The sequence below is a fragment of the Kitasatospora sp. NPDC022785 genome (assembly GCF_055561295.1).
The window spans coordinates 633,669-659,836 of record NZ_JBVHHB010000001.1; the positions used below are offsets into that span (position 1 = coordinate 633,669).

At 74.9% G+C, this 26,168-nt stretch carries 26 protein-coding genes; 13 read left to right on the forward strand and 13 right to left on the reverse strand.

Annotated elements, in window-relative coordinates:
* Nucleotides 1-51 precede the first annotated feature (51 nt).
* The 4 genes from ACZ3YO_RS02745 to ACZ3YO_RS02760 all read left to right on the forward strand — a co-directional run bounded on the left by ACZ3YO_RS02745 (nucleotide 52) and on the right by ACZ3YO_RS02760 (nucleotide 6,879).
* A complete protein-coding gene (locus ACZ3YO_RS02745; RefSeq protein WP_465563871.1) occupies nucleotides 52-816 on the forward strand; it encodes a hypothetical protein in 765 nt (254 codons plus the stop codon).
* Between the two features lies 1 nt (nucleotide 817).
* Nucleotides 818-2,944, forward strand: a complete 2,127-nt coding sequence (locus ACZ3YO_RS02750) for a DNA polymerase Y family protein (RefSeq protein ID WP_465563874.1) — start codon at nucleotides 818-820, stop codon at nucleotides 2,942-2,944.
* A 164-nt stretch (nucleotides 2,945-3,108) separates the two neighbouring features.
* Nucleotides 3,109-6,363 carry an error-prone DNA polymerase gene (locus tag ACZ3YO_RS02755; protein ID WP_465563877.1) on the forward strand — a complete coding sequence of 1,085 codons (3,255 nt, stop codon included), beginning with the start codon at nucleotides 3,109-3,111 and terminating at the stop codon, nucleotides 6,361-6,363.
* 99 nt (nucleotides 6,364-6,462) lie between these two features.
* Complete coding sequence (locus tag ACZ3YO_RS02760; protein WP_465563880.1) at nucleotides 6,463-6,879, forward strand: NUDIX hydrolase; 417 nt, start codon at nucleotides 6,463-6,465, stop codon at nucleotides 6,877-6,879.
* Nucleotides 6,880-7,017: 138 nt separating this feature from the next.
* Here ACZ3YO_RS02760 and ACZ3YO_RS02765 read toward each other — a convergent pair whose 3' ends face one another.
* The 4 genes from ACZ3YO_RS02765 to ACZ3YO_RS02780 form a co-directional block, all read right to left on the reverse strand.
* Nucleotides 7,018-7,851, reverse strand: coding sequence for a TIGR03084 family metal-binding protein (locus ACZ3YO_RS02765; RefSeq protein ID WP_465563883.1), 834 nt, complete (start codon nucleotides 7,849-7,851; stop codon nucleotides 7,018-7,020).
* Nucleotides 7,852-8,197: 346 nt separating this feature from the next.
* Nucleotides 8,198-9,730 (reverse strand): AMP-binding protein, encoded by a 1,533-nt coding sequence (locus ACZ3YO_RS02770; protein ID WP_465563885.1) that lies wholly within the window; start codon nucleotides 9,728-9,730, stop codon nucleotides 8,198-8,200.
* Nucleotides 9,731-9,803: 73 nt separating this feature from the next.
* The gene (locus tag ACZ3YO_RS02775) at nucleotides 9,804-10,220 is read right to left on the reverse strand and encodes a MerR family transcriptional regulator (RefSeq protein WP_465563888.1); all 417 of its coding nucleotides are present in this window, start codon (nucleotides 10,218-10,220) and stop codon (nucleotides 9,804-9,806) included.
* Between the two features lie 59 nt (nucleotides 10,221-10,279).
* On the reverse strand, nucleotides 10,280-11,071 hold the full coding sequence (locus ACZ3YO_RS02780) for an SDR family NAD(P)-dependent oxidoreductase (protein WP_465563891.1): 792 nt from the start codon (nucleotides 11,069-11,071) through the stop codon (nucleotides 10,280-10,282).
* A gap of 179 nt (nucleotides 11,072-11,250) precedes the next feature.
* On the opposite strand from ACZ3YO_RS02780, the gene ACZ3YO_RS02785 reads away from it, so the two are divergent.
* From ACZ3YO_RS02785 to ACZ3YO_RS02795, 3 genes are read left to right on the forward strand one after another with little or no spacing between them, the layout of a single operon-like run.
* The gene (locus ACZ3YO_RS02785; RefSeq protein WP_465548240.1) at nucleotides 11,251-11,712 is read left to right on the forward strand and encodes a group II truncated hemoglobin; all 462 of its coding nucleotides are present in this window, start codon (nucleotides 11,251-11,253) and stop codon (nucleotides 11,710-11,712) included.
* Nucleotides 11,709-12,257 carry a GNAT family N-acetyltransferase gene (locus tag ACZ3YO_RS02790; RefSeq protein ID WP_465563894.1) on the forward strand — a complete coding sequence of 183 codons (549 nt, stop codon included), beginning with the start codon at nucleotides 11,709-11,711 and terminating at the stop codon, nucleotides 12,255-12,257. Before ACZ3YO_RS02785 ends, ACZ3YO_RS02790 begins: the two co-directional genes overlap by 4 nt.
* Nucleotides 12,258-12,317: 60 nt before the next feature.
* On the forward strand, nucleotides 12,318-12,698 hold the full coding sequence (locus tag ACZ3YO_RS02795; protein ID WP_465563897.1) for a VOC family protein: 381 nt from the start codon (nucleotides 12,318-12,320) through the stop codon (nucleotides 12,696-12,698).
* 156 nt (nucleotides 12,699-12,854) lie between these two features.
* Here ACZ3YO_RS02795 and ACZ3YO_RS02800 read toward each other — a convergent pair whose 3' ends face one another.
* From ACZ3YO_RS02800 to ACZ3YO_RS02825, 6 genes are all read right to left on the reverse strand, one after another.
* Complete coding sequence (locus ACZ3YO_RS02800) at nucleotides 12,855-13,220, reverse strand: PRC-barrel domain-containing protein (protein ID WP_465563899.1); 366 nt, start codon at nucleotides 13,218-13,220, stop codon at nucleotides 12,855-12,857.
* Between the two features lie 249 nt (nucleotides 13,221-13,469).
* On the reverse strand, nucleotides 13,470-13,949 hold the full coding sequence (locus ACZ3YO_RS02805; protein WP_396319111.1) for an ATP-binding protein: 480 nt from the start codon (nucleotides 13,947-13,949) through the stop codon (nucleotides 13,470-13,472).
* Nucleotides 13,950-14,065: 116 nt separating this feature from the next.
* Entirely contained in the window at nucleotides 14,066-14,458 is a 393-nt protein-coding gene (locus ACZ3YO_RS02810; RefSeq protein WP_465563902.1) for an STAS domain-containing protein, read from the reverse strand.
* Nucleotides 14,459-14,601: 143 nt separating this feature from the next.
* Entirely contained in the window at nucleotides 14,602-15,546 is a 945-nt protein-coding gene (locus tag ACZ3YO_RS02815) for a SigB/SigF/SigG family RNA polymerase sigma factor (RefSeq protein WP_465563905.1), read from the reverse strand.
* 39 nt (nucleotides 15,547-15,585) lie between these two features.
* The gene (locus ACZ3YO_RS02820; RefSeq protein WP_465563908.1) at nucleotides 15,586-16,704 is read right to left on the reverse strand and encodes a mechanosensitive ion channel family protein; all 1,119 of its coding nucleotides are present in this window, start codon (nucleotides 16,702-16,704) and stop codon (nucleotides 15,586-15,588) included.
* A 135-nt stretch (nucleotides 16,705-16,839) separates the two neighbouring features.
* Nucleotides 16,840-17,154 (reverse strand): WhiB family transcriptional regulator, encoded by a 315-nt coding sequence (locus tag ACZ3YO_RS02825; RefSeq protein ID WP_465563911.1) that lies wholly within the window; start codon nucleotides 17,152-17,154, stop codon nucleotides 16,840-16,842.
* 180 nt (nucleotides 17,155-17,334) lie between these two features.
* Here ACZ3YO_RS02825 and ACZ3YO_RS02830 point away from each other — a divergent pair, with 180 nt between their 5' ends.
* Entirely contained in the window at nucleotides 17,335-17,763 is a 429-nt protein-coding gene (locus ACZ3YO_RS02830) for a hypothetical protein (protein WP_465548232.1), read from the forward strand.
* 107 nt (nucleotides 17,764-17,870) lie between these two features.
* Entirely contained in the window at nucleotides 17,871-18,323 is a 453-nt protein-coding gene (locus ACZ3YO_RS02835; protein WP_465563914.1) for an SRPBCC family protein, read from the forward strand.
* Between the two features lie 128 nt (nucleotides 18,324-18,451).
* On the opposite strand, the gene ACZ3YO_RS02840 is transcribed toward ACZ3YO_RS02835, so the two are convergent.
* Complete coding sequence (locus tag ACZ3YO_RS02840; RefSeq protein WP_465563916.1) at nucleotides 18,452-19,960, reverse strand: CYTH and CHAD domain-containing protein; 1,509 nt, start codon at nucleotides 19,958-19,960, stop codon at nucleotides 18,452-18,454.
* Nucleotides 19,961-20,375: 415 nt separating this feature from the next.
* Here ACZ3YO_RS02840 and ACZ3YO_RS02845 point away from each other — a divergent pair, with 415 nt between their 5' ends.
* Entirely contained in the window at nucleotides 20,376-20,786 is a 411-nt protein-coding gene (locus tag ACZ3YO_RS02845) for a hypothetical protein (RefSeq protein ID WP_465563919.1), read from the forward strand.
* Between the two features lie 125 nt (nucleotides 20,787-20,911).
* Entirely contained in the window at nucleotides 20,912-21,295 is a 384-nt protein-coding gene (locus ACZ3YO_RS02850) for a cupin domain-containing protein (RefSeq protein ID WP_465563922.1), read from the forward strand.
* 143 nt (nucleotides 21,296-21,438) lie between these two features.
* Here the strand turns inward: ACZ3YO_RS02850 and katG are convergent, their stop codons facing one another.
* Nucleotides 21,439-23,673 carry a catalase/peroxidase HPI gene (gene katG, locus ACZ3YO_RS02855; protein WP_465563925.1) on the reverse strand — a complete coding sequence of 745 codons (2,235 nt, stop codon included), beginning with the start codon at nucleotides 23,671-23,673 and terminating at the stop codon, nucleotides 21,439-21,441.
* A gap of 322 nt (nucleotides 23,674-23,995) precedes the next feature.
* Here katG and ACZ3YO_RS02860 point away from each other — a divergent pair, with 322 nt between their 5' ends.
* Together ACZ3YO_RS02860 and ACZ3YO_RS02865 are read left to right on the forward strand one after the other, a co-directional pair.
* On the forward strand, nucleotides 23,996-24,442 hold the full coding sequence (locus ACZ3YO_RS02860; RefSeq protein ID WP_465563927.1) for a Fur family transcriptional regulator: 447 nt from the start codon (nucleotides 23,996-23,998) through the stop codon (nucleotides 24,440-24,442).
* 194 nt (nucleotides 24,443-24,636) lie between these two features.
* Nucleotides 24,637-25,284, forward strand: a complete 648-nt coding sequence (locus ACZ3YO_RS02865) for an NAD(P)-dependent oxidoreductase (protein ID WP_465563930.1) — start codon at nucleotides 24,637-24,639, stop codon at nucleotides 25,282-25,284.
* A 70-nt stretch (nucleotides 25,285-25,354) separates the two neighbouring features.
* Here the strand turns inward: ACZ3YO_RS02865 and ACZ3YO_RS02870 are convergent, their stop codons facing one another.
* A complete protein-coding gene (locus tag ACZ3YO_RS02870) occupies nucleotides 25,355-26,137 on the reverse strand; it encodes a dioxygenase family protein (RefSeq protein WP_465563933.1) in 783 nt (260 codons plus the stop codon).
* Between the last annotated feature and the right edge of the window lie 31 nt (nucleotides 26,138-26,168).

Below are 26,168 nucleotides of genomic sequence, written 5' to 3' on the forward strand. Positions count from 1 at the left end.
GGTGGGGGAATCGGACTTGAATCTTTGCGAACGAATGTTCGATCCTGAGGTGTGCCCGTTTTCGAACCTGCTTTCGAATCCACCGCCGAGCGGCAGCCGCTCCGCCCGGTGGTGTCGGCGGCTGCGCTCGTGGACGGTGGCGGTGCCGGGGCGGAGGCCGGGCGGCGAGGGCTGCTGCCGGTGCTGCCGGCGTTGGGGGCGGTGCTGCCGGAGAACGGGCTGCGGCGGGGGACGGTGGTGTCGGTCGGCGGCGGGGATCTCGGGCTGCTGCTGGCGCTGGCCGCCGGGGTGCGGGAGTCGGACGGCGGGTGGGCGGCGGCGGTCGGGCTGCCGGACCTGGGGCTGGCCGCGGCCGCCGGGTACGGGCTGGACCTGAGGCGGCTGCTGGTGGCGGACGACCCCGGCCTGCACTGGGCCGAGGTGGTGTCGGTGCTGGCCGGGGCGGTCGAGCTGATCATGCTGCGCCCGGACGGGCCGGTGGCGCCGAAGCCGGCCGCCCGGCTGGCGGCCGTGCTGCGGCGCAGCGGGTGCGTGCTGCTGGTGGCCGGACCGTGGCCGGGGGCAGGGCTTCGGCTGGGGGTGCGGTCCGGACGGTGGTTCGGGCTGGGCGACGGGCACGGGCAGCTCACCGGGCGGCAGGTGGAGGTCGTGGCCGAGGGGCGCGGTTCGGCGGTGCGTGGGCGTACCGCCCGGCTCTGGCTGCCGGACGAGCACGGCGAGGTGCGGGCGGTGGCGGAGGCCGCCGAGGTGGTCGGGGCGGGGGAGGACGTGACGTCGGGGGCCGGGGCGGGCCTCGAACGTATGGCGGTGGTGTGAGATGACCGACACCGGAGTGACCGGAGCGACCGGAGCGACCGGGCTGGCCGGGGCGACCGGAGGCGCCGGGACGGCCGGGACACCGCGGGTGCTGGTGGTCTGGTGCCCGGACTGGCCGGTGGCGGCCGTCATGGGGCCCGCGGACGGCGGTGAGGACGGCGGCGACGCCCCGGTGGCGGTGGTCGCCGGCGGGCGGATCCTGGCGTGCTCGGAGACGGCCCGGGCGGCCGGGGTGCGGCAGGGGCAGCGGCTCAAGCTGGCCCAGCGGCTCTGCCCGGCGCTGGAGCTGCGCGACCGCGACCCGGAGGCGGAGACCCGGCGGTTCGAGCCGGTGGTCGCGGCGGTGGAGGCGTTCACGCCCCGGGTGGAGGTGCTGCGCCCGGGCCTGTGCGCGATCCCGGTGAAGGGGCCGAGCCGCTACTTCGGCGGTGAGGAGGCGTTGGCGGCCAAGGTGCAGGGCGCGGTGACGGCTGCCCTGGCCCGGCCCGTGGACGAGGACGAGGACGGGGACGCAAGCAGGGACGCAAACAGGGACGAGAACCGGGACAGGAACGAGAACAGGAACAGGGCCGGATCCGGGGTCGGGGGCAGCGGGTCGGAGGTGCAGGACCACCCCGCCGACGCCGACCCCGCCGTGTGCGCCCACCCGGCCCCCGGCCCCGGCCGTACCGAGGCGCACCCGGCGGACGCCGACCGGGCCGGTGCCCGGCGCCGGGCGGCGGCCGTGGACGAGCTGTTCGCCGCCGCCCCGGCGGCCCGGGACGGCGCGCGGGGCGGGTTCGCCCACCCGGCCGCGTACCCGCCGCCGGCCCGCCCCGCCGAAGCCGCGGCCGGAACCGCCCCCGCAGCTCCCGCCGTCCCCGACGCCCGGCCCGTCCCCGATGCCCGGCCCGTCCCCGATGCCCGGCCCGTCCTCCACGGCCAGGTCGGTGTCGCCGACGGCCTGTTCGCCGCCGTGCTGGCGGCCCGGGCCGGGGTACTGGTGCCGGCCGGGCGGACGGCGGAGTTCCTCGCGCCCTACCCGGTGGCCGCGCTCGGCGACGAGGCGTTGGCGGAGCTGCTGGACCGGCTCGGCCTGCCCACCGTCGGTGCGTTCGCCGCGCTGCCCGCCGAGTCGGTCGCGGACCGGTTCGGCCCGGCCGGCACGACCGCGCACCGGCTGGCCCGGGGCCTGCAGCCGCGCCCGCTGGTGCCGCGTACGGAGGGGCCGGACCTCTCCGTCGAGCAGCGCTTCGACCCGCCGGAGCCGCTCGCCGAGCCGCTGGTGTTCGTCGCCCGCACGCTCGCCGAGCGGTTGCACCAGCGGCTCGCCGGGGCGGGGCTGACCTGCCAGCGGGTCGCGGTCGAGGTGTCCTGCGCCGACGGGCGGACCGTCTCGCGGCTCTGGCGGCACGAGGGCCGGCTGTCGGCGACGGCGCTGGCCGAGCGCGTCCGCTGGCAGCTCCAGGCCTGGCAGGGCACGGGCACCTTCGCGGTGCCTGGCAGGCCGGAGGCACACCACGACGCGGACCACAACGCACACCACGACCCGCATCACGGCACGGACTTCGACACGGACCACGACGCGGGCTTCACCGCCCTGCGCCTCGTCCCCGACGATCTCTCCCCCGACCAGGGCCGCCAGCTGGCGCTCTGGGGGCAGGCGGTCGCGGACGACCGGGTGGAGCGCGCGGTGGCCCGGGTGCAGGCGGTGCTCGGGCATGCCGGGCTGCGCCGGATCGAGCCGGCCGGCGGGCGGGGGCCGGGCGAGCAGGCGGTCCGGGTGCCCTGGGGCGAGCCGTACGACCCGGCGGCGCCGGCCGACGCGCCGTGGCCGGGCCGGCTGAGGGACGTCTGGCCGGCCGTGGTGCACCGCACTCCGGTGCCGGTCGTGGTGCTGGACGCGGAGGGGCGGTCGGTGGCGGTGGACGGCCGGGCGGGGGTGTCGGCCCGGCCGGCCCGGGTGGCGGTGCGGGGGCGGGAGCTGGTGGTGGACGGCTGGACCGGCCCCTGGCCGGCGGTCGAGTACTGGTGGGACCAGTCGCTGGCCCGCCGCCGGGCGCGCTTCCAGGTCACGCTGGCGGACGGCCGGGCGCTGCTGCTCACGGTGGAGGGCGGTGAGTGGTTCATGGAGGCCGGCTACGACTGACCCGGCCGGCCACCGGGGGACCGGCCGGCCACCGGGGGGAACGGAACGGGCCGGCTCACCGGGGGGCCTACCGGGGGAGAGAGAACCGGCCGGCCACCGGGGAGGAACCGACCGGCCAGTGGGGGGAGAAACCGAACAGGCACGACCGAAGGCAACGACCCCCGATGGGATTCACCAGCCATCCCACGCTCCCCTGGAGCGAACTGCACCGACGCCTGGCCGGCGGCAGCCCGGGCCCGGAGGGTGGCGCGGTCGTCCCGCTGCGCCGCCGCACCGGGGCCCGCCTCCCCGCACAACCCGCCGAGCCGTTCGGCCCGACGGCCCGGACCGGCCCGACCGCCCCGGCCTGGGCCGAGCTGCACGTGCACTCCGCCTTCAGCTTCCTCGACGGCGCCAGCGACCCCGAGGAGCTGGTCGCCGAGGCCGCCCGGCTGGGTGTCGAGGTGCTCGCGCTCACCGACCACGACGGCCTCTACGGCGCGGTGCGGTTCGCCGAGGCGGCCCGGGAGGCGGGCGTCGGCACGGTGTTCGGCGCCGAGCTGACCCTGCGCCGGGACGGCCAGGCCGAGCACCTGCTCGTCCTGGCCCGCGACCCGGCCGGCTACCGCCGCCTCTCCGCGGCGATCAGTGCCGCCCAGCTGGCGGGCGGGGCCAAGGGCCGCCCGGCGTACGACGCCGCGGCGCTGGCCGACGCGCACGGCGGCCACTGGGCGGTACTCACCGGCTGCCGCCTGGGCAGGGTCCCCGCCGCACTCGCCGCCGGCCGGGACGCCGAGCACCGGCTGCACACCCTCACCGAGGCGTTCGGCCGCGACAACGTGTACGTCGAGCTGATCGACCAGTGGCTGCCCGGCGACGACCTGCGCAACGACGCCCTGGCCGCGCTCGCCGCCAAGCTGGGCCTGCCCACCGTCGCCTCCACCAACGCCCACCACGCCGGCCCGGCCCAGGGCCGGCTGGCACAGAGCCTCGCCGCCCTGCACGAGCGCCGCACCCTGCAGGACGCGGCGGGCTGGACGCAGGCGGCCGGCACCGCGCACCTGCGCTCGGGCCGGGAGATGGCGGCCCGGCTGGCCCGCTTCCCGGGGGTCCGGGAGGCCACCGTCGACCTGGCCCGCGCCTGCGCCTTCGACTTCACCGGACTCGACCCGGAGCTGCCCGGCTTCCCCGTCCCGCCCGGGCACACCGAGATCAGCCATCTGCGCGAGCTGGTCGCCCGGGGCGGACCGGTCCGGTTCGGCCCCGGCAACGGGCCCGCCCGCCGGCAGCTCGCCAAGGAGCTGGACGTCATCGAGGACCTGAGGCTGGCCGGCTACTTCCTGATCGTCCACGACATCGTCGACTTCTGCCGCCGCGAGGACATCTGGTGCCAGGGCCGGGGTTCGGCGGCCAACTCGGCGGTCTGCTACGCGCTCGGGATCACCGCCGTCGACCCGATCCACTACAGGCTCCTCTTCGAGCGCTTCCTCTCCACCGCCCGCGACGGGCCGCCCGACATCGACCTGGACATCGAGAACCGCCGTCGCGAGGAGGTCATCCAGTACGTCTACCGCCGCTACGGGCGCGAGCACGCCGCCCAGGTCGCCAACGTGATCACCTACCGGCCCCGGCTGGCGCTGCGCGACGCCGCCCGGGTGCTCGGCTACCCGCAGGGGCAGGTGGACGCGTTCAGCCGGCAGAGCGACTTCCGCTCGCCGCCCGGCGCGGACGCCGTCATCCCCGCCGACGTGCTCGCCCTGGCCGGACAGCTCCACGGCCTGCCCCGTCACCTGGGCATCCACTCGGGCGGCATGGTGCTCACCAAGGAGCCGATCGGCGAGATCTGCCCGACCGAGTGGGCCCGGATGCCGGGCCGGTCCGTGCTGCAGTGGGACAAGGACTCCACGGCCGGCGCCGGGCTGGTCAAGATCGACCTGCTCGGCCTCGGCATGCTCGCCGCGCTGCACGACACCTGCGACCTGATCGCCGAACACCACGGCGTGCGGTACACCCTGGCGACCGTCCCGGACGACGACGCGGGCGTCTACACGATGCTGCGCCGGGCCGACACGGTCGGCGTCTTCCAGGTCGAGTCGCGCGCCCAGATGGCCACCCTGCCGCGGCTCAAGCCGGACCACTTCTACGACCTGGTGGTCGAGGTCGCGCTGATCCGCCCGGGGCCGATCCAGGGCGGGTCCGTCCACCCGTACCTGCGGCGCCGCGCCGGGATCGAAGCGGCCGGCTGCCCGCACCCGTTGATGGAGAACGCGCTCGGCAAGACCCTCGGGGTTCCGCTGTTCCAGGAGCAGATGATGCAACTGGCCATCGACTGCGCCGGGTTCAGCCCCGCCGAGGCCGACCAGCTGCGCCAGGCGATGGGTTCCAAGCGCTCGCACGAACGCGTCGCCCGCCTGCGCGAGCGGCTGCTGAGCGGCATGGCCGCGCGCGGCATCCCCGAGGAGACCGCCGAGGACGTCTACACCAAGATCGAGGCCTTCTCCAACTACGGCTTCCCGGAGAGCCATGCGATCAGCTTCGCCTACCTGGTGTACGCGAGCGCCTGGCTCAAGTACCACTACCCCGCGGCCTTCACCTGTGCCCTGCTGGCCAACCAGCCGATGGGCTTCTACTCGCCGCTCAGCCTGATCGCGGACGCCCGGCGGCACGGCGTGCGGGTCCGCGGCGTGGACGTCAACGCCAGCGGGCCGCGGCCCACCCTGGAACCGTACCGGGGGCCGACGCCCAAGCCGCCGCTCACGGCGGGCAAGCCGCAGCCCGCCATCCGGCTCGGCCTGGACACCGTCCGCGGTATCGGCGCCCCGCAGGCCGAGGCGATCGCGGCCGGACAGCCCTACGCGGACCTGGAGGACTTCGCCCGCCGGACGAGCCTGCCCGCGCCGGTGCTGGAGGCGCTCGCCACGGCGGGAGCGTTCGGCTGCTTCGGGCTGGGACGCCGTCAGGCGTTGTGGGCCGCAGGGGCGTTCGCCGGTGTCTCGGCGGGGCTGATCCCCGGCACCACCCCCGGCACCGAGGCGCCGCCGCTGCCGGAGATGACCCCGGTCGAGGAGACCATCGCCGACCTCTGGGCGACCGGCACCTCCGCCACCAGCCACCCCGTCCAGCACCTGCGCGCCCACCTCGAACGCGGCGGCGCACTGACCGCCGCCCAGCTCCCGGACGTGGCACCCGGCACCGCCGTGGTGGTCGGCGGCCTGGTGACGCACCGCCAGCGCCCGCCGACGGCCGGCGGGGTGCTCTTCCTCAGCCTGGAGGACGAGACCGGCCTGATCAACGTGATCTGCAGCCGCCCGGTCTGGGAGTCCCAGCGCCGTACCGCTCTCGACCGCGCCGGCCTGCTGGTCCACGGCCACATCGAACGCGACCGCGGCGCCACCAACCTGGTCGCCACCCGGCTCGGCCCGCTGCGTCTGGGGATCTGAGGCCGGGTTGCCGGGGAAGTGGCTAGGCTCATGATCAAGAGTGCTTCCGCCAGGGGAAGTTCGTCGCGTGACCTTCGGAGGCAGGCCTTGGGTGAGCAGATGCGTTCCCGCGTTTCGGCGTACGCGATCGCCACGTCGGAGCAGCGGCTGCTGCTGACGCAACTCTCCGAGGCCTCACCGGTCTTCCTGCCCGGCCTCTGGCACCTGCCCGGCGGCGGGATCGACCCGGGCGAGCAGCCGCAGGAGACGCTCGCGCGCGAGCTGCACGAGGAGACCGGCCTGGAACTCCGCAGTGCCCGGTTGGTGGACGCGCGCAGCTACACGGCCCACCGGCTCGGCGTGCACTGGCACTTGGTGGGGCTGTTCTACCGCGTCGAGCTCCGTCCCGGGCCGCTGGCCGTCAACGAGGTCGACGGGTCGACCGCAGGTGTCCGGTGGATGCCGCTCGCCGGCCTCACCGCGTCGGCGCTCTCCCCGGCGGCGGCCGACGGCCTCGGCCTGCTCGGGCAGCCGTAGGGCCGGGCCGCCGCTGCGGCGGCCCCAGGGCTGGACCCGCCGGCGCGGCGCAGCCGCGGGGGTGACTGCACCGCGCCGGGGCTTGTGGGGGAGGGGCCCGAGGGGTGGTGCCAGAACGCGGGTGTGTCGTTCAGCGGCCTACGCGCCGGACTCCGCCTCCCGCCCCTTCCCGGGGGCGCCCGCGAAGACCTGGGCGATCGGCAGCCAGGCCGTCGCCGTCGCGCCGGTGGCGGTCAGGGCGAGGTCGTCCCGGTGCCGGCGCTGGGTGACCAGCAGGCAGAAGTCCAGCGCCGGCCCGCTCACCCGGTCCGTCGCGTCCTCCGGGCCCCAGGCCCACAAGGCGCCGTCCGGCGCGGTCAGTTCCACCCGGACCGGTGCCTCCGGTGCCGGCAGTCCGTGCAGCGAGAAGGCGAACCCCATGGTCCGAACCCCCAGATGGGCGATGTGCCGCAGTCGTGCGGTCGGCTCCCGGACCGCGCCCAGCGTGTCCGCGACGTCCTGCCCGTGCGCCCAGGTCTCCATCAGTCGCGCGGTCGCCATCGACGGGGCCTTCATCGGCGGTCCGAACCACGGCAGGCGGACGTCGCCCGGCACCGCGGCCAAGGCGGTCAGCAGCCGTTCCCGGCCCGACCGCCAGCGGGCCAGCAGCGCCGCGGGTTCCTCGGCCGCCCCCTGCGCGGCGCCCTCGTCCACCGGGTCCAGGCCCGCCTCCAGCAGCTCGCCGAAGACGCGGCCGGTCTGCGCGACGAAGCCCTCCGGGTCACGCGCGGAGAGTTCGGTCCAGTCGTCCGTCCAGGCCAGGTGGGCGATCTGGTGCGCGATCGTCCACCCCTGGGCCGGGGTGTCGGCCGCCCAGCCCTCCGGCTCCAGCCCGGCCACCAGCCCGTCCAGCACCGCGCTCTCGGCCCGCAGGTCGTCGAGCAGGCCGGTCAGCACGTCCGTGGCGCGAGGCTCCTTCGGTTCCGTCGTCATGGGCATCCCCTTCACATGTCACAGCAGTACGCGGCAGTAGCGGTGGCGACCCGGTAGTGACTCACCGGTAACTCCGGCCCGCACCCTACGCCGCACCCGCCGCCGTCACCTCGGACTCCACGGAACACGCACGTCGCACCGCTCGCTCCGCCCACCCCGCTCGCTCCGCCCGCGAGGTGCCGCGCTGGGCGGCGACCTGCCGGACCAACCCGGAGATCGCCGCCCAGCGGGGCCTCACCTGCCTCACCTGCCTCACGGTGACCGGCTACCGGCTGCCCACGGGCTCGGCGTCCGCAACCGGAGCGGACGGGCCGAGCAGCCCGTGAGCCGGGCCGGCCGGACGCGGCTAGTTGACGTTCCGCTCCCGCCCCGCCCAGTACGGCTCGCGGAGCCGGAACTTCTGCAGCTTGCCGGTGGTGGTCCGCGGCAGCGCGTCCCGGAACTCCACCGAGGTGGGCGACTTGTAGCCGGCCAGCCGCTGCTTGCAGTGCGCGATGAGGTCCGCCTCGCCGACGTCGGAGCCGGGCTTGAGCACCACCAGTGCCTTGACCGTCTCGCCCCACTTGTCGTCCGGCACTCCGATCACCGCGACCTCACCGACCGCCGGGTGGTCGTACAGGCAGTCCTCCACCTCGATCGAGGAGACGTTCTCCCCGCCGCTGATGATGACGTCCTTCTTCCGGTCCGAGATGGTCAGGTAGCCGTCGGTGAGGGTGCCGCCGTCGCCGGTGTGGAACCAGCCGTCCCGGATCGCCTCCGAAGTCTCCTGCGGCTGCTGCCAGTAGCCGTCCAGCACCACGTTGGAGCGGACCAGCACCTCGCCCTGCTCGTCCACCCGGACGTGATTGCCGATCGCCGGCGCACCCGCCTGCACCAGCTTCTCCGCCCGCTCGGCGGAGGGCAGTTGGTCCCATTCGCGGCGGGAACGGTTGACCGTCACCACCGGCGACGTCTCGGTCAGGCCGTAGATCTGCATGAACTCCCAGCCGAGTTCGGACTCGATCCGCTGCACCACCGAGGTCGGCGGCGGGGCGCCGGCCACGATGATCCGCACTCTGTCCCGGCCGGGGACGGGCCCGTCCCAGTCGGCGGCCGCGTCCAGCACCATCTGGATCACCGCCGGCGCACCGCACAGGAAGGTCACCCCGTGCCGCTCGACCCGGCGCAGGATCTCGGTGCCGTCCACCTTCCGCAGCACGATGTGCTGCGCGCCCAGCCCGGTGAGCGCGAACGGCAGGCCCCAGCCGTTGGCGTGGAACATCGGCAGGGTGTGCAGGTAGACGTCCCGGTCACTGGCCCCGAAGTGCAGGCCCATGAGGACGGCGTTCAGCCAGACGTTCCGGTGGGTGAGTTGAACGCCCTTGGGGCGCGCGGTGGTTCCGCTGGTGTAGTTGATCGTCGCGGTGTCGTTCTCGCCGATCTCGTACCGGCGCGGCGCGTGGTCGAAGTCGTACAGCAGCGCGTCGCTGCCCGCGCCGATCACGAACTTGTGCTTGGCGGCCACCCCGGCCAGCGGGTCGGCGAGTTCGGGGTCGACCATCAGCACGGACGCCCCGCTCTGCTCGACGATGTACGACACCTCCTCCGCCTTCAGCCGGAAGTTGACCGGCACCAGCACCCGGCCGTGCCCGCTCACGCCGTACAGCGAGGTCATCAGCCGGGCCGAGTTGTGCGACACCATCGCGACCCGTTCGCCCGGCCCGACCCCGAGGCGGTCCAGCCCGGCCGCCTGCGCCCGCGCCAGTTCGGCGACCCGCCGGTAGCTCAGCTCGCCCCAGGATTCGGCCGGTTGCACCGGCTCGTCGACGATGCCGACCCGGTCGCCGTAGACCAGCTCGGCCCGGTCGAGGAAGTCCATCACGGAGAGTGGAATCTGCATGCGCCCACTGTCCTCCGCCCGGCGCCCCCTGCACACCCCCGGTCGGGGGTGTCACCCGGACGGACAGCGGGATTCAGCCCGCCGCGGCGACCGTCCCTGCGGCCGCCCCCGCGGCCGGCGTCGCCGCCCCGTCCACGACCGCCCCCTCCGCCACCGCCAGCGCCGCGACCAGCCGGTCCCGGGCCTCGGTCTGCGCGGCGATCCGGCGCTCCAGCACGGACAGCCGCTCCCGGGCGATCCGCAGCGCCGCCGGCGACGGCGGCTTGGCGAGCACGTCCCCGTCCAGGCAGGGCAGGAAGAGCCGGACGTCCTCCAGGGTGAGTCCGGCGGCCAGCAGGGAGCGGATGTTGCGCACCCGCACGGCTGCCGCCTCGTCGTACTCCCGGTAGCCGTTGGCGGCGCGGGAGGAGCCGATCAGCCCGGCCTGCTCGTAGTGGCGCAACGCCCGGGCCGTACTGCCCGTCACCTGGGCCAGCTCTCCGATCAGCACCGCTCCCCGCCCCTCCACCGTTCCCGGCGTTCCCACCGTTCCCGGCATTGCCACCGGCCTCACCCCACGACGGCGCCGCCGTCCACCGGCAAGACTACTCCGGTGACGAACGAGGCCTGCGGGGAGGCGAGTTGCGTGACGGCCCAGGCCACCTCGGCGGGCCGGCCGATCCGCCCGAGCGGGGTGTGGGCGATCTGCCACCGCCGGACGGCCTCCCGCTGCTCCGCGCCGAGCCCGGAGTGTTCGCCGATCGGCGTCTCGATCGCCCCCGGCGCCACCGCCACCACCCGGACGCCGCGCGGCGCCAGCTCCACCGCCCAGCTACGGGTGACCGACTCCAGCGCAGCCTTGCTGGCCGCGTACACCGAGTTGCCCGGCCAGCCCCGTTGGCCGACGCTGGTCGTGACATTGACGATCACGCCGCGGCTCGCCTCCAGCGGCGGCAGTGCGGCCCGGCCGAGCAGGACGGCGGCGGTGAGGTTGGTGGCGAGCTGGGTCTCGACCGAGTCCCTGGTGAGGCCGCCGACGGCGCCGCTGCGGACGATCCCGGCGTTGTTGACCAGCACGTCGAGCCGCCCGTGCCGCTCCAGGACCTCGCGCACGACCGCCTCCGGCGCGTCGGCCCCGGTGACGTCCGCGACCATCGGGTGGATCCGCCCGGGGTGGCTTCCCGCCGTCTCCGCCAGCGGTCCGGGCCGCCGCCCGACCGCCACCACCGCGACCTCCGGCCCCTGCGCGGCGAAGGCCTGCGCGGTGGCCCGCCCGATCCCCGTCCCCGCGCCGGTGACCAGGACGACCCGGGACGGCCGATCCTGCGGGGTTTCCTGCCGGTTGCTCTCGTTCGCGTTCATGCGGAGAGCCTCCGACCCTGCCGCCAGTGTCAAGGTCAAGCGCGAGCGCGGGCCGGGAGCGGGAACCGCCCCCTCCACTTGCTGTGCCGGGCGCGAACAGGGGGCCGGGAGGGGACGCGAACGGCGCCGGGTGCTGTTAGGAAGGTGCCAACGCACCTACCCACGGGGAGAGAACACGCATGAGTGACGAACGGTCCGAGAACCTGTACGACGCCGTCGGCGGCATCGAGGGGCTCCGCCGGCTGAGCAACACCTTCTACGAGGGAGTCCTCGCCGACCCGGTCCTGGCGCCGGTCTTCGCGAACTTCACCACCACCCACATCGAGCACGTCGCCGTCTGGCTGGGCGAGATCTTCGGCGGCCCGGCCCGTTTCACCGCCGAGCTGGGCGGGCACCAGGCGCTGCTCCGCACGCACCTCGGCCTCGCCATCACCGAGGAGCAGCGCGGTCGTTGGATGGAGCTGATGGGCGCCGCGGTGCAGAAGGAGCTGCCCGACGACGAGCTGCTGCGCCGGCGGGTGCTGGAGTACTTCGACTGGGGCACGAAGATCGCCAAGGACGTGTCGGCGGCGCCCGTCGGCGCGGACCTCGGCGACCCGGGCCCGACGCCGCGCTGGGGCTGGGAGGGGCTGAAGAAGTGACGGCCCTGGCCGGACTCCCGGCCGCCGGGGGCCTGCTGCTGCGGCCGTTCCGGGACGAGGACGCGTCCGCCCTGGTGGAGGTCTACCGGGACGAGACGCTGCGCCGCTTCACCCGGATCCCGGTGACCGACGTGGACGAGGCGGCCCGCTGGCTCGACGTCCAGTACCGCGGCTGGGCGGACGGCGACCGGTACAGCTTCGCCGTTCTGGAGCCCCGGGCCGGGCACCCCGCCGAACTGGTCGCCAACGTGGTGCTCAAGCGCGGCACGCCCGGCGGGGCGTCCGCCGAGGTGGGGTACTGGACGGCGGCCGACGCGCGGGGCCGGGGCGTGGCGCCGCGGGCGCTGGAGGCGGTCACCGGCTGGGCGTTCACGGCCTTCGCCGCCGACGGGCTGGTCCGGCTCGACCTGCTGCACCAGGTGGACAACACGGCCTCCTGCCGGGTGGCCGAGAAGACCGGGTACCGGTTCGCGTCCGTTCTCCCGGCCCGCCCGCCGGAGTTCCCGCTGGACGGCCACCTCCACACCCGCACCGCGCCCGGTTAAGCACTGGACCGGGAGGTTAAGCACTGGACCGGGAGGGAGAACGGCGTCAGAGTGACGCGCATGGCTTCTCTTGTACGACATGTGACGATCGACTGCGCCGACGCCTTCCGCCTGGCCGGGTTCTGGGCGCAGGTGCTGGACAGCAAGGTCAGCGAGGACGACAACCCGGGGGACGATGAGGCGCTGGTCGAGTCGCCGGGTGCCGCGCTGCTGTTCATCCGGGTGCCCGAGGGCAAGACGGTGAAGAACCGCATCCACCTCGACCTCCAGCCGCAGGACCGCACCCGGGACGAGGAGGTGGAGCGCCTGCTGGCACTGGGCGCCACCGTCCACGACGACCAGCGCACCCCGGACGGCAAGGGCTGGGTGACCATGCTCGACATCGAGGGCAACGAGTTCTGCGTCGAGCGCAGCGCCGCCGAGCGGGCCTCCACCTCCTGACCCGTCGCCACTCGGTCCGAACGGCCGCCCGCCAGGCCCACGAGGGCCCGGCGGGCGGCCGTTCGGTCTCTCCGCTTCTCCGCTTCCCCGCCCGGCACGGGTGCCCCCTGCCTCCGGGCGGCACCCGGGAGCAGGGGGCAGGGGACTCCGGTGACCTCAGATGATCGGACCGCCGTAGAAGGGGTCGTAGTACCCGGTGTACCGCTCGCGGTAGCCGGTGTCACCCTCGTGGCGGTCGGGGTCGAACTCCGGGCCGTTCTTGATCTCGTCCTTCGTCCGGTCGACGTACACCCTGCGGTTCTCGAAGTCGACCTGGATGACCGTGCCGGCCGGCAGCAGCACGTGCTTGCCGAAGATCCACGGACCGGTGTCCACCACGAGATAGCGGGCGTCGGCCTCCTCGGAGAGCCGGTCGATCCGGCCGATGTGCCCATCGGTCGCCTCGACGCGGAAGTCCACCAGGTCGGAATCGGTGACGTAGCCGGAGGTGGCGCGGAACTGCCAGATGTTGACGTCGCTCACTGTCGTCTCCTTCTCGTCGCTCGGCCGCCGGACCTTGTTCCGGCGGCGTCCGTGACCTCGGCTGCCCCGGATCCGCGGATCCATGTCGGGGAGTGGGCCTGAATCCGGTGCCACCGGCAGCAGTTCGTCCACGCCACCCGCGTGTGCCCGCGCGCCACCCGCCCGCGCGCGGCGGCCCTCCGGCCCGGAGACGGCGTCCCGGGCCGGAGGGTGGGGTGCCCGGAGCGGGAACGCAGCCCGGGACCGGGGTCAGCCGGAGGCGGGGACCAGCCGTCGGGTGTCGATCTCCGCCCAGACCGCCTTGCCCCGGGAGCACGGCGTGGCACCCCACCGGTCCGCCGCCCGCTGCACGATGAAGAGCCCGTGCCCGCCCGGCAGGCCGGGAAGGTGCGGCCGGCGCGGCTCGGGCAGCGCCGGGGATCCGTCGCTGACTTCGATCCGCAGCCGGGCGTCCGAGGCGTCGAGCACCAGCTCCAGCGGGCCGCCGCCGTGCAGCATCGCGTTGGCGACCAGCTCGGAGACCAGCAGCAGGACGTCCTCGACGACGTCGGGATCGGCCCCGTCCTCGGGGCGCAACCAGGCCCAGTCCGCGAGCGCCCCACCGGTGAACGCACGGGACCGGGCGACCGGCTTGGGAAGTCCGGCCAGGTGCAGTCGCCGTCGCTGGCCGGTCGCCGGCGGTCCGGCGTCGGGTCGGCTGCCGTCGAGGGCGCCCCGGCTCGCCGTCATACGCGGTTCACCCCTTTCGCGCGCGCGGCTGATGAGAGGTCGTCTTTCCCGGGACGTGCCGGGCTATTCCTCGGGCGGCCACCCGGTTCTCCCCCCGGGCCGCCGCCCCCGGGCGTTCACCCGGTCAGTGCCGCGCTCACCGAGTCGTGGATGGAGAACACGCCGCCGGCACCGGTGAGTTCCAGCAGCCGGGTGACCTGCGGCGAGGGCGAGGCGAGCCGGAAGTCGATGTCCGCGGTCGCGGCGGCGAGCCGCGTCTTGAGCAGCAGATTGAGGCCGGAGGAGTCGCAGAACACCACATCGCTCAGGTCCACCACCATCCGCTCCGGCCGCTGTTCGACGAGCAGGCGCAGGGCCTGCTCGGCAGGGCCGAGACTGTCGATGTCGAGATCGCCGCTCAGTGCGCAGACGGCCGCCCGCGCGCCGTCGTGCCGGATGTCCACGCCCGGCGCGACGGGTGTCGCGGACGCCGGGGCGGCGGACTGGTGCCGTTCATCCTCGACCGACATGTCAGGTGCCTCCTCCGTCCGGGCTCCCTCCGGGTGCTGCTTCGTGACCATACGCGGATGAGGGGCCGTCAGCCAGGGCGCGGGCGGCCGGGGAACCGGCTCCGCGTCGTGCCGGCGGGCGGAGCGGGCGGGCGGATGGCGGTTCACTCCTGGCCGAGGCCCTCGCGGAGCTGCCTGAGGACGCGGCTGAGCAGGCGGGAGACGTGCATCTGGGAGACCCCGAGCCGCGTGCCGATCTGGGACTGGGTGAGCTCCTCGGTGAAGCGCATCGAGAGCAGCAGGCGGTCGCGTTCCGGGAGCTCGGCGATGAGCGGTTTCAGCGCGATGAGGTTCTCGGCCAGTTCGAGCCGCGTGTCCTCGCCGCCCAGCCGGTGCGCGGCGGTGCCGCGGCGGTCGTCGTCCGGGTCGGCCGCCACGTCCAGCGAGCCGGCCGAGTGGCCGTTGGCGGCGGTGAGCCCCTCGATGACCTCCTCCGGCGTGAGCGAGAGGTGCTCCGCGAGCTCGGCGACGGTCGGTGCGCGGTCGAGGCGCTGCGAGAGCCGGTCCTGCGCCTTGGCGAGGCTCAGCCTGAGCTCCTGGAGCCGGCGCGGCACGTGGACGGCCCAGGTGGTGTCGCGGAAGTGCCGCCGGATCTCGCCGAGGATGGTCGGCAGGGCGAAGGTGGTGAACTCCACCCCGTGACCGTGGTCGAACCGGTCGATCGCCTTGATGAGGCCGATGGTGCCGACCTGGAGGAGGTCCTCCTGGGGCTCGTGGACGGAGGAGAACCGGCGCAGGGCGAACCGGACCAGGGAGATGTTCAGCTCGACCAGCGTGCCGCGGACGTAGGAGTACTCCGGGGTGCCCTCGTCCAGGGCGTCGAGGCGCCGGAGCAGGGCCCGGGTCAGCTCCCGCGCGTCGGCCGGGGCCACCTCGGTCGGATCTTCGGGCATCGCGGGCATCTCGGGCAGGACGGCCGCGTCGGGCAGCGCGGGTGCTCCGGGCATCGGCGCGGTACGGAGTGTGACCGCCGTACCGCCTTCCGGTCGGGCCTGGCTGGGGACGACCGTGGGGACGTGGGCGAGGAGAGCATCACTGGGCGCAGCCATGTCAGTCCTTTCATCGGTTCCGCGTCGGCTCGAACCGCTTTACCCCGGATCGGCGAAGGGATGTGCCCTGGCAGTGTGATGCTTTGGTGAAACCGGTCGGTCGCCGAGCCGGCCGTCGTTCCCGGAGCCGGGGGCCGGTGCCACCGGCAGGCGGGGGAGTGCGGCGGGATGGCGCTCGACCAGGTAGGCCAGCAGGTGCTCACGGACCTGGCAGCGGAGCTCGAACGCGTCGTCGGCGTCGGCGGCGGTCATCAGGGCGCGGACCACGATGGTGGTCGGCGTCGTGTCGACCACCTGCAGCGCCCTGCCCTCGCCGTCCCAGAGCTCGTTCTTCTCCAGGAAGCCCTCGAACTCCCGCCGCAGTTCGGGGACCGGCGTGCCGGGATCGAGGTGGAGCAGCGCGGTGCCGGTGATCCGGGTGGTGCGACGGGACCAGTTCTCGAACGGCCGGCCGGCGAAGTAGGACATCGGCATCACCAGCCGCCGCTGGTCCCAGGTGGCGACCACCACCGAGGTCAGGGTGATCTCCTCGACCGTGCCCCACTCGCCGCCGACCACGACGACGTCGCCGAGCCGGACGAGGTCGCCGAAGGCCATCTGCACCCCGGCGAAGAGGTTGGCCAGGGTGCTCTGCGCCGCGATGCCGGCCACCAGGCCCACGAGCCCGGCGGAGGCCAGCAGGCTGGTGCCCAGCCCGCGGACGGCCGGGAAGGTCATCAGCATGGCCGCCAGCGCCACGACGGTCAGGGCTGCCTGGCAGATCCGGCTCAGCAGTCCGACCTGGGTGCGGGCCCGGCCTGCCCAGCCCGGTTCGTGCCGGCGGACGGCCAGGCGCAGCGCGCCCTCGGCGGCCAGGGAGATCAGGCGTGCCCCGAGCCAGGCGCAGGATGCGAGGGCGGCGAGCACGAGGAGGTGGCGGACGGCACCGTGCACCGCCGGGGTGGTGCCGGTCCAGGGTTCGCCGGCGAGCAGCAGTCCGCAGGTGGTCGCGGCGAGCAGGGGCGGCCGGCAGGCGCGCAGGAGCGGTGGTGCCGCCTCGGCCCGGCGGCGGACCAGGGGCAGCCGGGCGGCCGCCTCCGTCAGCAGGTTCAGGGCACAGGCGGCGAGGACCGACGACACGGCGACGACGAGCAGGCGGACGATGCTCCACCCCTCCACGCGGATCACTCCTTCGGCGGGGACGTGGTGGGAGCAGGTCCGGTCCCACCGGTTCGAGCGGATGGACGGTCGGCCCGGCGGACGGACCGCGGGCAGGCCGGGGGACGGCGCCGGCCGTCGGTGGCCGTGGCGCCGTCAGGCCGCATCGCGGGCCCGGCCGGACGGGCGTCCGGGGTGCCCCGTCCTGAGCAGGACGGCGCGCTCGGACTCGGTCAGGCCGCCCCAGACGCCGTAGGTCTCGTGGACCCGCAGGGCGTGCTCCAGGCACGCACGGCGGACCGGACAGCGGGCGCAGACCCGTTTGGCCTCCTGCTCGCGCTCGTCGTGGGCCTGGCCGCGTTCACCCGCGGGGTGGAAGAAGAGGGCGGTGTCGCCACCGCGGCAGGCCGCGCGAGCCTGCCAGTTCCAGTAGTGGTCGAGGGCGCCGGGGAGCCGGGAGGTATCGGTCATGGCGATCCGTCTGACCCGTCGGCCCGGGAACAAACCGCCCGACGGCCCGACAGTCCGGTCGTCCGGCCCTGGGTCCGCCGCAGGGGTGCATGCCCGGGCGTCCCCGGGGCAGAAGAGGTCGGCCGTACCGGCCGGCGGGGCCGGTCCGCCCCCGGCCCCGCACCCCGAGGAGGGACTGCCATGAGCCACCCCGTACCGCCGTCGTCGTCCGTCGCCGAACTGTCCGCCGGAGCCGCCGAACTGCTGCACGCCGCCGTCCGGCACGGGGCGACGGCCGAGGGCCCGGGCCTGGTCCTGCCCGCCGACGCGGCCGCGGCGGTGGCCGCCCTGGCCCTGGTCAGCGCGCGACTGCCCGAACTCCTGGACCTGCTCGCCACGTTCCTCAGCAGCGAGCAGGCCGCCGGGCGGCTGGGACCGGACCGCGCCCACGGGCTCGACGCGGCCGACGCCAAGGACACCCTCCGCGCGGCCCGCGACGCACGCGAGCGCCTCTACGAGGCCGCGCGCACCGCTGCCGTCCTCACCGACACCCTGGCCGCGGCCTCGGCCGCGCTCGCCCCGGTCGCCCCGCCCCGGCCGCCGGGACCGCCGGCCACCCCGCACGCCTGACGGCCGGACAGGGCCGCCGGCCCGGGAACATGACCCGGTCCAACCGGGGAAGGCGCACCAGGCGGACCGCCGTCCGGCGGCCCGGCACCCGGAGAAGGGACGGACCCATGACGAGGATCGAGGAATCGGTCGAGGTGGAGATCCCGCCGGCGGCGGCCTACGAGCAGTGGACCAGGCTGGAGGAGTTCCCGGCGTTCATGCGGGGCATCGTCAGCATCGAGCGGCGAGGCCCCGGACTGAGCCACTGGGTGGTCGATGTGGCCGGCGTGCGGCGGGAGTTCGACGCCTGCACGACGGAGGCCGTCCCGGACGAGCGGCTCGCGTGGGCCACCCTCGCCGGTGGTGTGCGGCAGTCGGGCGTGGTGACCTTCCACCGCGTCGGCGAGCACACGACGCGGGTCATGCTCCAACTGGACGTCGAGCCCGACGGCCTGGTGGAGCGGATCGGTCACGCGCTCGGCTTCGCGGACCGTCAGGTGATCGACGACCTCGGGGACTTCAAGACGTTCGTCGAGCGTGATCCCGGCGAGCGTGATCCCGGTGGCCTCGGCCCGCGGTGACACGCCGGTCGACCCGCCGGTCGCGCCCGGCCTCCTCCCGGCGCCGCGTCGCGCCCGGTGGGCCCGGGGGTGTGCCCGGGGGCCTCCGCCCGCGGAGTCGCACGGCAGGGGTGGCCCGGCGGGTGCGCTCAGGCACCCTTCAGCCGTCTCCGGGCCTCGCGGGCCCGCCCGACCTGCTCGTCGGCCTCCCTTCGCTGCGCGGCGAACAGCAAGCCGTACCCGAATGTGTCCCGGCCCCGGCGGCGCGCCTCGGCGGTGACTTCCAGCAGGGCCGGGCCCGCCACCACCGCGTCGTGGTGCGCGCCGAGCGGTTCCTGGAGCCGCTTCATGCGCTTGCGCAGCCGCCCGGCGCGCCGCCCCGCCACCGGTGCGACGCTCTCCGCCGCGTACCGGGCGCGTTTGGCCGCCTTGCGGGCGCGGTGCAGTGCACGGTCCCGGTCCGGGCCGGCCGGCAGGTCGAGGGCAGCGTCCAGGCGCCGCACCGTCCGCCGGCGCTGGTGCTTCAGCACCCGCCGGGCCTCCGCCTTCCCGCGGGCGGCGCGCCGGCGCAGCGGTGGGTGGGCGGCGAACTCCTCGACGGCGTCCAGCAGCGCGTAGTAGCGGCGGTCGCGCATGGCGTGGACGGCCGCGCGCTGCTCCCGTGCGTACCGGTGACCGAACCAGGACGAGAGCAGAGCGCCCACCTCCTGCGGCCGGCCGGCGGAGGGGAGCCCGGCCGCCTGGGGGCCGAGGAGCTGACCGAGCGCCTCGGCGTCGCGGGCCCGGCCGAGCACCCGGCCCAGCCGGCGCAGTTCACCGTCCAGTCGGTCGGCGGCCGCACGGTCCAGCAGCCTGCGGTGGGCCGCCAGCGCGCTGCGCAGCCGGCGGACGTGGACGCGCATCCGGTGGATCGCGTCCGGCAGGTCCGCGCGGACCGCGGGGTCGAGGGCGAGCAGCGCCGCCACGTGGTCCCGTAGGTAGCCGGTGAGGGCCGCGCCGACCGATCCGGCCGGCGGCCCGGCGTCCGGCACCGAAGGCAGACGCCCGCCGAGCACCCGGGCGAGTTTGGAGGCCTCCGCAGCGGGGCGCAGTCCCTGGTCGCGCAGGTCGCGCTCGACGGCGTCCAGGAGGTCCGGTGCGCCCGCGTCCAGTTCCACCTCGGTCTCGACCCAGCTGCTCACCTCGGTGGCCCCCTCCGCCCCGGCGGCGGCGCCCAGGGTCTGGGCCGTGACCTCGTCACGGACCAGCTCGGCCAGCGTGCCCCCTCCGGCGTCGACCAGCAGGGTGCGTTCGCGTCTCGTCCGCAGGCGGGCGGCCGGGGTGAGGGGCTCGCCGCGCGCGAGGCCACGGGTGAGGCGGACCAGCTCCTTCGGCGGTCTGCGGGCGTCTCCTGCGTCGGGCGGCAGCCGGATCTCGGTACGGATGCCGTCGGCACCGGGGATCTTCAGGTGCCAGCCGGCGTCGTGGCCGCCGGTGCGACGGCGCAGGGTGATGCCGGCGCGGAGCAGGCGCAGGCCCGCGGTGTCGAAGTAGACGGCGTCGAGCTGCTCGGTGCCGCCCGCGACGGCCCGCGCCACCTGGGGAAGCCCGTCGGTTGCCGGCGGGCGCCGCAGCGCCCCTTCGTACTTGCGCTCGATCTCCTGGTGTGTGGTTGCCATACGGATCGTCTGTCCGCTGTGGGCCGTTCGAAGCAGGGTTCCGAAGCAGGGTGGTGAGCACGTGGGACCACCTGGGACCACGCGGGCGTGTGCGGGCGGCGACCGCGGTGAGCGGCCGGGCCGGGGCGGATTCGCGGGGACGGGGGTTTGGGCGGCCGTTCCCGGGTGAGAAGAGACCGCGGCGGGCGGTACCCGGGCCGAGGCCCATCCCCCCCGTTCCCGGTCCCGGGGCGGCCCGCCTCGCCGGGAGCCCGGCCACCGGCCACCGTGACGTCCCCCCTCCGGTGGCCGGGCCCCTGCGCCCGCAGGCCCCGCCCACGGCCGGGCGCCGCCCCGTCCCGGGCTCCCTCCTCCGTCCGGGCGGTGGTTCGTCTCCCGGGGTGTCACCGGGGGAAGCGCGGTTAGACGCACCGGTATGACGAATGAACAGGACTGGGTGTCGGAGAACCGCACCGTGGGTGTGCGCCCGGTGGACGAGGTCGCGCGCGCGTTGACCGAACTGGAGGCGTCGACCGACGCGGAAACGTCGACCGAACTGGGAATGTCGACCGAACCGGGAACGGGGAGCACCACGCCGGGCCACCGGGAGCGGACGGCCGGCGGCTGCCTGGCGGGCTACCGGTGGGCGCTGGGCCGGGGTGTCGCCGCGCCGGTCACCGGAGCGCACGGCGACGGGGTGCCCGACCTCACGGCGCTGACGGCCGAGGTGGACGCGGCGATGGTGGAACTCGACGACCGGTCCCGTCGCACGGTGGCCCGCGACTTCGCCCAGGGGGTGCACGACGCTCTGGCGTGGGTCTGCGGGCACGCCGACACGCCGCCCTGAGACGACACACCGACCAGAGACGACACACCGACCAGAGACGACACACCGCCCTGAGAGGGGACGCGGCGACCGGCCGGGGCGGGCGCGGACCGGTGCTCCGGCCGCCCGGTGGGATGATGTCCGGCATGAGCGACCCGGATGCCCACGGTGACGGCGTGGTGCTGGACGACCTGCTGAACGACGTCGCCGCCGACGCCGCCGGGGCGCTGTGGCGGCTGACCGGCGCCGAGCGCCAGCTCGATGCCAACGTGGTGCGCCTGAGGCCGGACGCGACCGTCGCCGACCACGTGGAGCCCGATCTCGACGTGCTGGTGCTGGGGATCGCGGGGGAGGGCACACTCCGCTGCGACGGCACCGCCCACGACCTGCGGCCGGGCGCCCTGCGCCTGCTGCCGCGCGGGGCGCAGCGGGGCGTCCGCGCGGGGCGGGACGGCGTCGTCTACCTCACGGTGCACCGCCGGCGTCCCGGCATGACGGTCCGCCCGGCGCCACCGCAGCCGGGGATGTAGGCCTGCAGGCCGGACGGCCCCGGCCGGTCGCCCGGGCCCGCGCGACGGACCGCCCGGGCCCGCGTGACGGACCGACCGCCCGGGTCCGTGCACCGGATCGCCCGGCCGGCCCTGAGGCCGGCCGGGCGATCCGGACGGCACGGTCAGGCGAGGTCGAACCGGTCGAGGTTCATCACCTTGTCCCAGGCCGCGACGAAGTCGGTCACGAACTTCTCCTTCGCGTCGTCGCTCGCGTAGACCTCGGCGAGCGCCCGCAGCTCGGAGTTCGAGCCGAAGACGAGGTCGGCCCGGCTGCCGGTCCACTTGACCTCGCCGGTGGCGGCGTCGCGGCCCTCGAAGGTGGTCGCGTCCGCGGATGTGGCCTTCCAGGTCGTGCCCAGGTCGAGCAGGTTGACGAAGAAGTCGTTGGTCAGCGTCCCCGGCGCCTTGGTGAGGACTCCGAGCGGCGACTGCTGGTGGTTCACGCCCAGGACGCGGAGGCCGCCGACGAGGACGGTCAGCTGCGGGGCGCTCAGGGTCAGCAGGTTCGCCCGGTCGAGCAGCAGGTACTCGGCCTGGAGCCGGTTGCCCTTGCCGAGGTAGTTGCGGAACCCGTCGGCGGCCGGCTCGAGCGCGGCGAACGACTCGACGTCGGTCTGGTCCTGCGACGCGTCCACGCGGCCGGGCGTGAACGGCACCCGGACGTCGACGCCGGCGTCCTTGGCGGCCTTCTCGACGGCCGCGGCGCCGGCGAGGACGATCAGGTCCGCGATCGAGATCCGCTTGCCGCCGGTCTGGGACGCGTTGAAGGACTCCTGGATCCCCTCCAGGGTGCGCAGCACGGCGGCCAGCTCGTCGGGCTCGTTGACCTCCCACCCGCTCTGCGGCTCCAGGCGGATCCGCCCGCCGTTGGCGCCGCCGCGCTTGTCGCTGCCGCGGAACGACGAGGCCGACGCCCACGCGGTGGAGGCCAGCTGGGCCACCGACAGGCCGGAGGCGAGGACCTTCTCCTTGAGCGCGGCGACGTCCTCGTCGTCGACGAGCGCGTGCGTGACCGGGGGGAGGGGGTCCTGCCAGAGCAGCGTCTCGGACGGGACCTCCGGGCCGAGGTAGCGGACGACCGGCCCCATGTCGCGGTGGGTCAGCTTGAACCACGCACGGGCGAAGGCGTCCGCGAACTGGTCGGGGTGCTCCAGGAAACGCCGGGAGATCTGCTCGTAGACCGGGTCGAACCGGAGCGAGAGGTCGGTGGTGAGCATCGTCGGGGCGTGGCGCTTCGACGGGTCGTGCGCGTCGGGGACGCTGCCCTCGCCGCCGCCGTCCTTCGGCCGCCACTGGTGCGCGCCGGCCGGGCTCTTGAACCGCTCCCACTCGTGGCCGAAGAGGATCTCGAAGAAGCTGTTGTCCCAGGTGGTGGGCGTGTTGGTCCAGACGCCCTCGAGGCCGCTGGTGATCGTGTCGCCGCCCTTGCCGGTGCCGTAGGAGCTCCTCCAGCCCAGGCCCTGCTCCTCCAGCGGCGCGGCCTCGGGGTCGACGCCGACGCTGTCGGCCGGGCCGGCGCCGTGGGTCTTGCCGAAGGTGTGGCCGCCCGCGATCAGGGCGACGGTCTCCTCGTCGTTCATCGCCATCCGGCGGAAGGTCTCCCGGATGTCGACGGCTGCGGCGACCGGGTCAGGGTTGCCGTTGGGGCCCTCCGGGTTGACGTAGATGAGGCCCATCTGGACCGCGCCGAGGGGGTTCTCCAGGTCGCGTTGGCCGGTGTAGCGCTCGTCGTCGAGCCACGTGGACTCGGGGCCCCAGTAGACGTCCTCCTCGGGCTCCCAGACGTCCACGCGACCGCCGCCGAAGCCGAAGGTCTCGAAGCCCATCGACTCCAGGGCGACGTTGCCGGCGAGGATCATGAGGTCGGCCCACGAGATGCTCTGGCCGTACTTCTTCTTGACCGGCCAGAGCAGGCGGCGGGCCTTGTCGAGGTTGGCGTTGTCGGGCCAGCTGTTGAGCGGGGCGAAGCGCTGCTGGCCGGCGCCGGCGCCGCCGCGGCCGTCGCTGATCCGGTAGGTGCCGGCGCTGTGCCAGGCCATCCGGATCATGAACGGGCCGTAGTGGCCGAAGTCCGCCGGCCACCAGTCCTGCGACGTGGTCAGCGTCTGCTCGAGATCCCGCTTCACGGCCGCGAGGTCGAGCGCCTTGAACGCCTCCGCGTAGTCGAAGTCGGCGCCGAGCGGGTTGGCGACGGCGGGGTTCTTGGCAAGGATCTTCACATTGAGCCGGTCCGGCCACCACTGGCGGTTCCCCCCGCCCTGCGTGGGATGCGGTGCGCGCTCGTGTGCGACCGGGCAGCCGCCTCCTGCGCCCTCCGCCTTCGCGTCCACGACGATGGCGTCATTGTTCTCAGACATGGGAATCCTTCCGGGCCGGGCGGATCACGGTGTTCAGGAACTGTGGGGCGGCGTCACGGCCAGGGCTCGGGCCCCGGCGGACGACGGTCTTCGCGTTCTCGTCCGGGGAGCAGCGGCGGTCTCCGCGGTTTCGGCGGGTCTCCCGGATTCCGTCCGGGTCTTTGCCACTCTGGAGCGCTACTGTCCCTGGGCTATCTCCAGAACCGATCCTACGATGGACGGAATCCAAGTCAAGAAGCATGCCGAGCCCCTGTCCCGTCGGAACCCGGGTGTCCGCCGCCGGAATCCGGACTCCCCCCGAAATCCGAAGAGGTGGAACGATATGAGCGACCTGCTGGAGCGGTTGAGGGGTCGAGGTTGGCGGATGACCGCGCAGCGGCGTGTCGTGGCGGAGGTCCTGGACGGCGACCACGTGCACCTGACCGCCGACGAGGTGCACGCCCTCGCCGTGCAGCGTCTGCCCGAGATCTCCCGGGCGACCGTCTACAACACGCTGGGCGAGCTGGTCTCCCTCGGTGAGGTCACGGAGGTCGCCACCGACGGCCGCGCCAGGCGCTACGACCCCAACGGGCACGACCCGCACCACCACCTGGTGTGCTCCGGCTGCGGCACCATCCGTGACGTCCGTCCGACCGGCGACCCGATGGCCTGTCTCCCGGCGGGCGAGCGGTTCGGCTTCACGGTCCTCGAGGCCGAGGTCACCTACCGGGGCCTCTGCCCGTCCTGCGCCCCCGCCCCCGGACCGTCTCCGGCGCCGGCCGGGAGCTGACCTCCCGGACGCCCGGGACGCCCGGCACACCCCGGACACCCGGGACGCCTGCGGCCGGACCACGGGATCCTGACCCATCGTCAGATCATCGCCGGCTCCGGGCGGGTGCCCCGCGTGTCCGTGCGGCGTACCCGGGGGGTGGGTGCTACTGCTGTGACGCATCCTCCACCGCAGCCCGGAAGGCAGGTTCCCGCATGGCCAGAATCGCCGTGATCGGCGCCAACGGCACCGTCGGCGCCGCCGTCGTCGCGGAGGCCGTCGCCCGCGGCCTCCGGGTGACGGCCGTCGTCCGCGATCCGGCCCGGTACCGGGGCGGGGCGGCCGTCGTCGTGCCGGGCGACGTCCTCGTCCCCGCGGACGTGGCCCGCGTCGCGGCCGGGCAGGACGTGCTGGTGAGCGCCGTCGGCGGTGGTGACGGCCCGGGCCGGCGGGAGTTGATCGAGCCGGCCGCCCGCTCGCTGGTCGAGGGCCTGCGGGCGCTCGGTGACGTGGCGCCCCGGCTGCTGGTGGTCAGTGGCGCGGGGAGTCTGGAGACGGCGCCGGGCGTCCGGGTCTGGGACGCTCCCGGCCTGCCCGCGCCGCTGCTGCAGGTCATGCACGCCCACGGTGCCGCCCTGGACTACCTGCGCACCGTCGCGGACATCCGCTGGACGGCGCTCAGTCCGGCCGCCGAGCTCGTACCGGGCGAGCGCACCGGCCGCTACCGCACCGGGCTGGAACAGGCGCTGACCGACGCGTCCGGCCGGAGCTGGATCTCGGTCCCGGACTACGCCGCCGCCCTGGTCGACGAGATCGAGCAGCCGGAACACATCGGCGAGCGCTTCACCTGCGGCCCGGGCTGAGGCGCGCGTCGGGTGCGCGGGTGTCGCCTTTGCGTCGCCGCGCGTCGGCTCTGCGCGTCGGCGGTGTGCGTCAGCCCAGCTGGATCGAGCGCTTCGCCAGCCCCATCCAGAACCCGTCGATGACGCTGCGCTGGCTGCCGAGGTCGGCCTCGCCGGCGCCGAGGGTGACGAAGAGCGGGGCGAAGTGCTCGGTGCGCGGGTGGGCGAGCCGCCCCGCGGGGGCCTTGTGCTCGAAGTCGAGCAGTGCGTCGAGGTCCTCCGCGTCCAGGGCGCGCCGGCCCCAGTCGTCGAACTCGGCCATCACCGAGGTGACCCGGCCGTCGGAGCTGAGCGCCCGCAGGTTGTGGGTGAAGAAGCCGCTGCCGACGATCAGCACGCCCTCGTCGCGCAGCGGGGCGAGCCGGCGGCCGATCTCCAGCAGCCGCTGCGGGTCGAGGGTGGGCAGGGAGACCTGGAGGACGGGGACGTCCGCCTCCGGGAACATCTCGACCAGCGGCACGTAGGCGCCGTGGTCGAGGCCGCGGTCGGGGATGTCCTGGACCGGAGTGCCGGGGGCGCGGAGCAGCTTGCGCACGCGCTCGGCGAGCTCCGGGGCGCCGGGGGCGGCGTAGCGGATCCGGTAGTAGTGCTCGGGGAAGCCCCAGAAGTCGTAGACCAGCGGCACGGTGGTGACGGCGCCGAGGGCGAGCGGCGCCTCCTCCCAGTGCGCGGAGACCATGAGGATCGCCTTGGGGCGCGGCAGGTCGGCCGACCAGGCGGCGAGCTGGCCGGGCCAGACCGGGTCGTCGGCGAGCGGCGGCGCGCCGTGGGAGAGGTAGAGGGCGGGCATGCGCTCGGGGGTGGCGGTGCTCATGGCGGCTCCTCGGCTGGTAGTTCAAATTTAA

Coding starts and splice junctions, on each gene's coding strand:
- ACZ3YO_RS02750 (WP_465563874.1), top strand. CDS start 818: ATGACCGACACCGGAGTGACCGGAGCGACCGGAGCGACCGGGCTGGCC.
- ACZ3YO_RS02755 (WP_465563877.1), top strand. CDS start 3,109: ATGGGATTCACCAGCCATCCCACGCTCCCCTGGAGCGAACTGCACCGA.
- ACZ3YO_RS02760 (WP_465563880.1), top strand. CDS start 6,463: ATGCGTTCCCGCGTTTCGGCGTACGCGATCGCCACGTCGGAGCAGCGG.
- ACZ3YO_RS02765 (WP_465563883.1), bottom strand. CDS start 7,851: ATGACGACGGAACCGAAGGAGCCTCGCGCCACGGACGTGCTGACCGGC.
- ACZ3YO_RS02770 (WP_465563885.1), bottom strand. CDS start 9,730: ATGCAGATTCCACTCTCCGTGATGGACTTCCTCGACCGGGCCGAGCTG.
- ACZ3YO_RS02780 (WP_465563891.1), bottom strand. CDS start 11,071: ATGAACGCGAACGAGAGCAACCGGCAGGAAACCCCGCAGGATCGGCCG.
- ACZ3YO_RS02785 (WP_465548240.1), top strand. CDS start 11,251: ATGAGTGACGAACGGTCCGAGAACCTGTACGACGCCGTCGGCGGCATC.
- ACZ3YO_RS02795 (WP_465563897.1), top strand. CDS start 12,318: ATGGCTTCTCTTGTACGACATGTGACGATCGACTGCGCCGACGCCTTC.
- ACZ3YO_RS02805 (WP_396319111.1), bottom strand. CDS start 13,949: ATGACGGCGAGCCGGGGCGCCCTCGACGGCAGCCGACCCGACGCCGGA.
- ACZ3YO_RS02810 (WP_465563902.1), bottom strand. CDS start 14,458: ATGTCGGTCGAGGATGAACGGCACCAGTCCGCCGCCCCGGCGTCCGCG.
- ACZ3YO_RS02815 (WP_465563905.1), bottom strand. CDS start 15,546: ATGGCTGCGCCCAGTGATGCTCTCCTCGCCCACGTCCCCACGGTCGTC.
- ACZ3YO_RS02825 (WP_465563911.1), bottom strand. CDS start 17,154: ATGACCGATACCTCCCGGCTCCCCGGCGCCCTCGACCACTACTGGAAC.
- ACZ3YO_RS02830 (WP_465548232.1), top strand. CDS start 17,335: ATGAGCCACCCCGTACCGCCGTCGTCGTCCGTCGCCGAACTGTCCGCC.
- ACZ3YO_RS02835 (WP_465563914.1), top strand. CDS start 17,871: ATGACGAGGATCGAGGAATCGGTCGAGGTGGAGATCCCGCCGGCGGCG.
- ACZ3YO_RS02840 (WP_465563916.1), bottom strand. CDS start 19,960: ATGGCAACCACACACCAGGAGATCGAGCGCAAGTACGAAGGGGCGCTG.
- ACZ3YO_RS02845 (WP_465563919.1), top strand. CDS start 20,376: ATGACGAATGAACAGGACTGGGTGTCGGAGAACCGCACCGTGGGTGTG.
- ACZ3YO_RS02850 (WP_465563922.1), top strand. CDS start 20,912: ATGAGCGACCCGGATGCCCACGGTGACGGCGTGGTGCTGGACGACCTG.
- katG (WP_465563925.1), bottom strand. CDS start 23,673: ATGTCTGAGAACAATGACGCCATCGTCGTGGACGCGAAGGCGGAGGGC.
- ACZ3YO_RS02860 (WP_465563927.1), top strand. CDS start 23,996: ATGAGCGACCTGCTGGAGCGGTTGAGGGGTCGAGGTTGGCGGATGACC.
- ACZ3YO_RS02865 (WP_465563930.1), top strand. CDS start 24,637: ATGGCCAGAATCGCCGTGATCGGCGCCAACGGCACCGTCGGCGCCGCC.
- ACZ3YO_RS02870 (WP_465563933.1), bottom strand. CDS start 26,137: ATGAGCACCGCCACCCCCGAGCGCATGCCCGCCCTCTACCTCTCCCAC.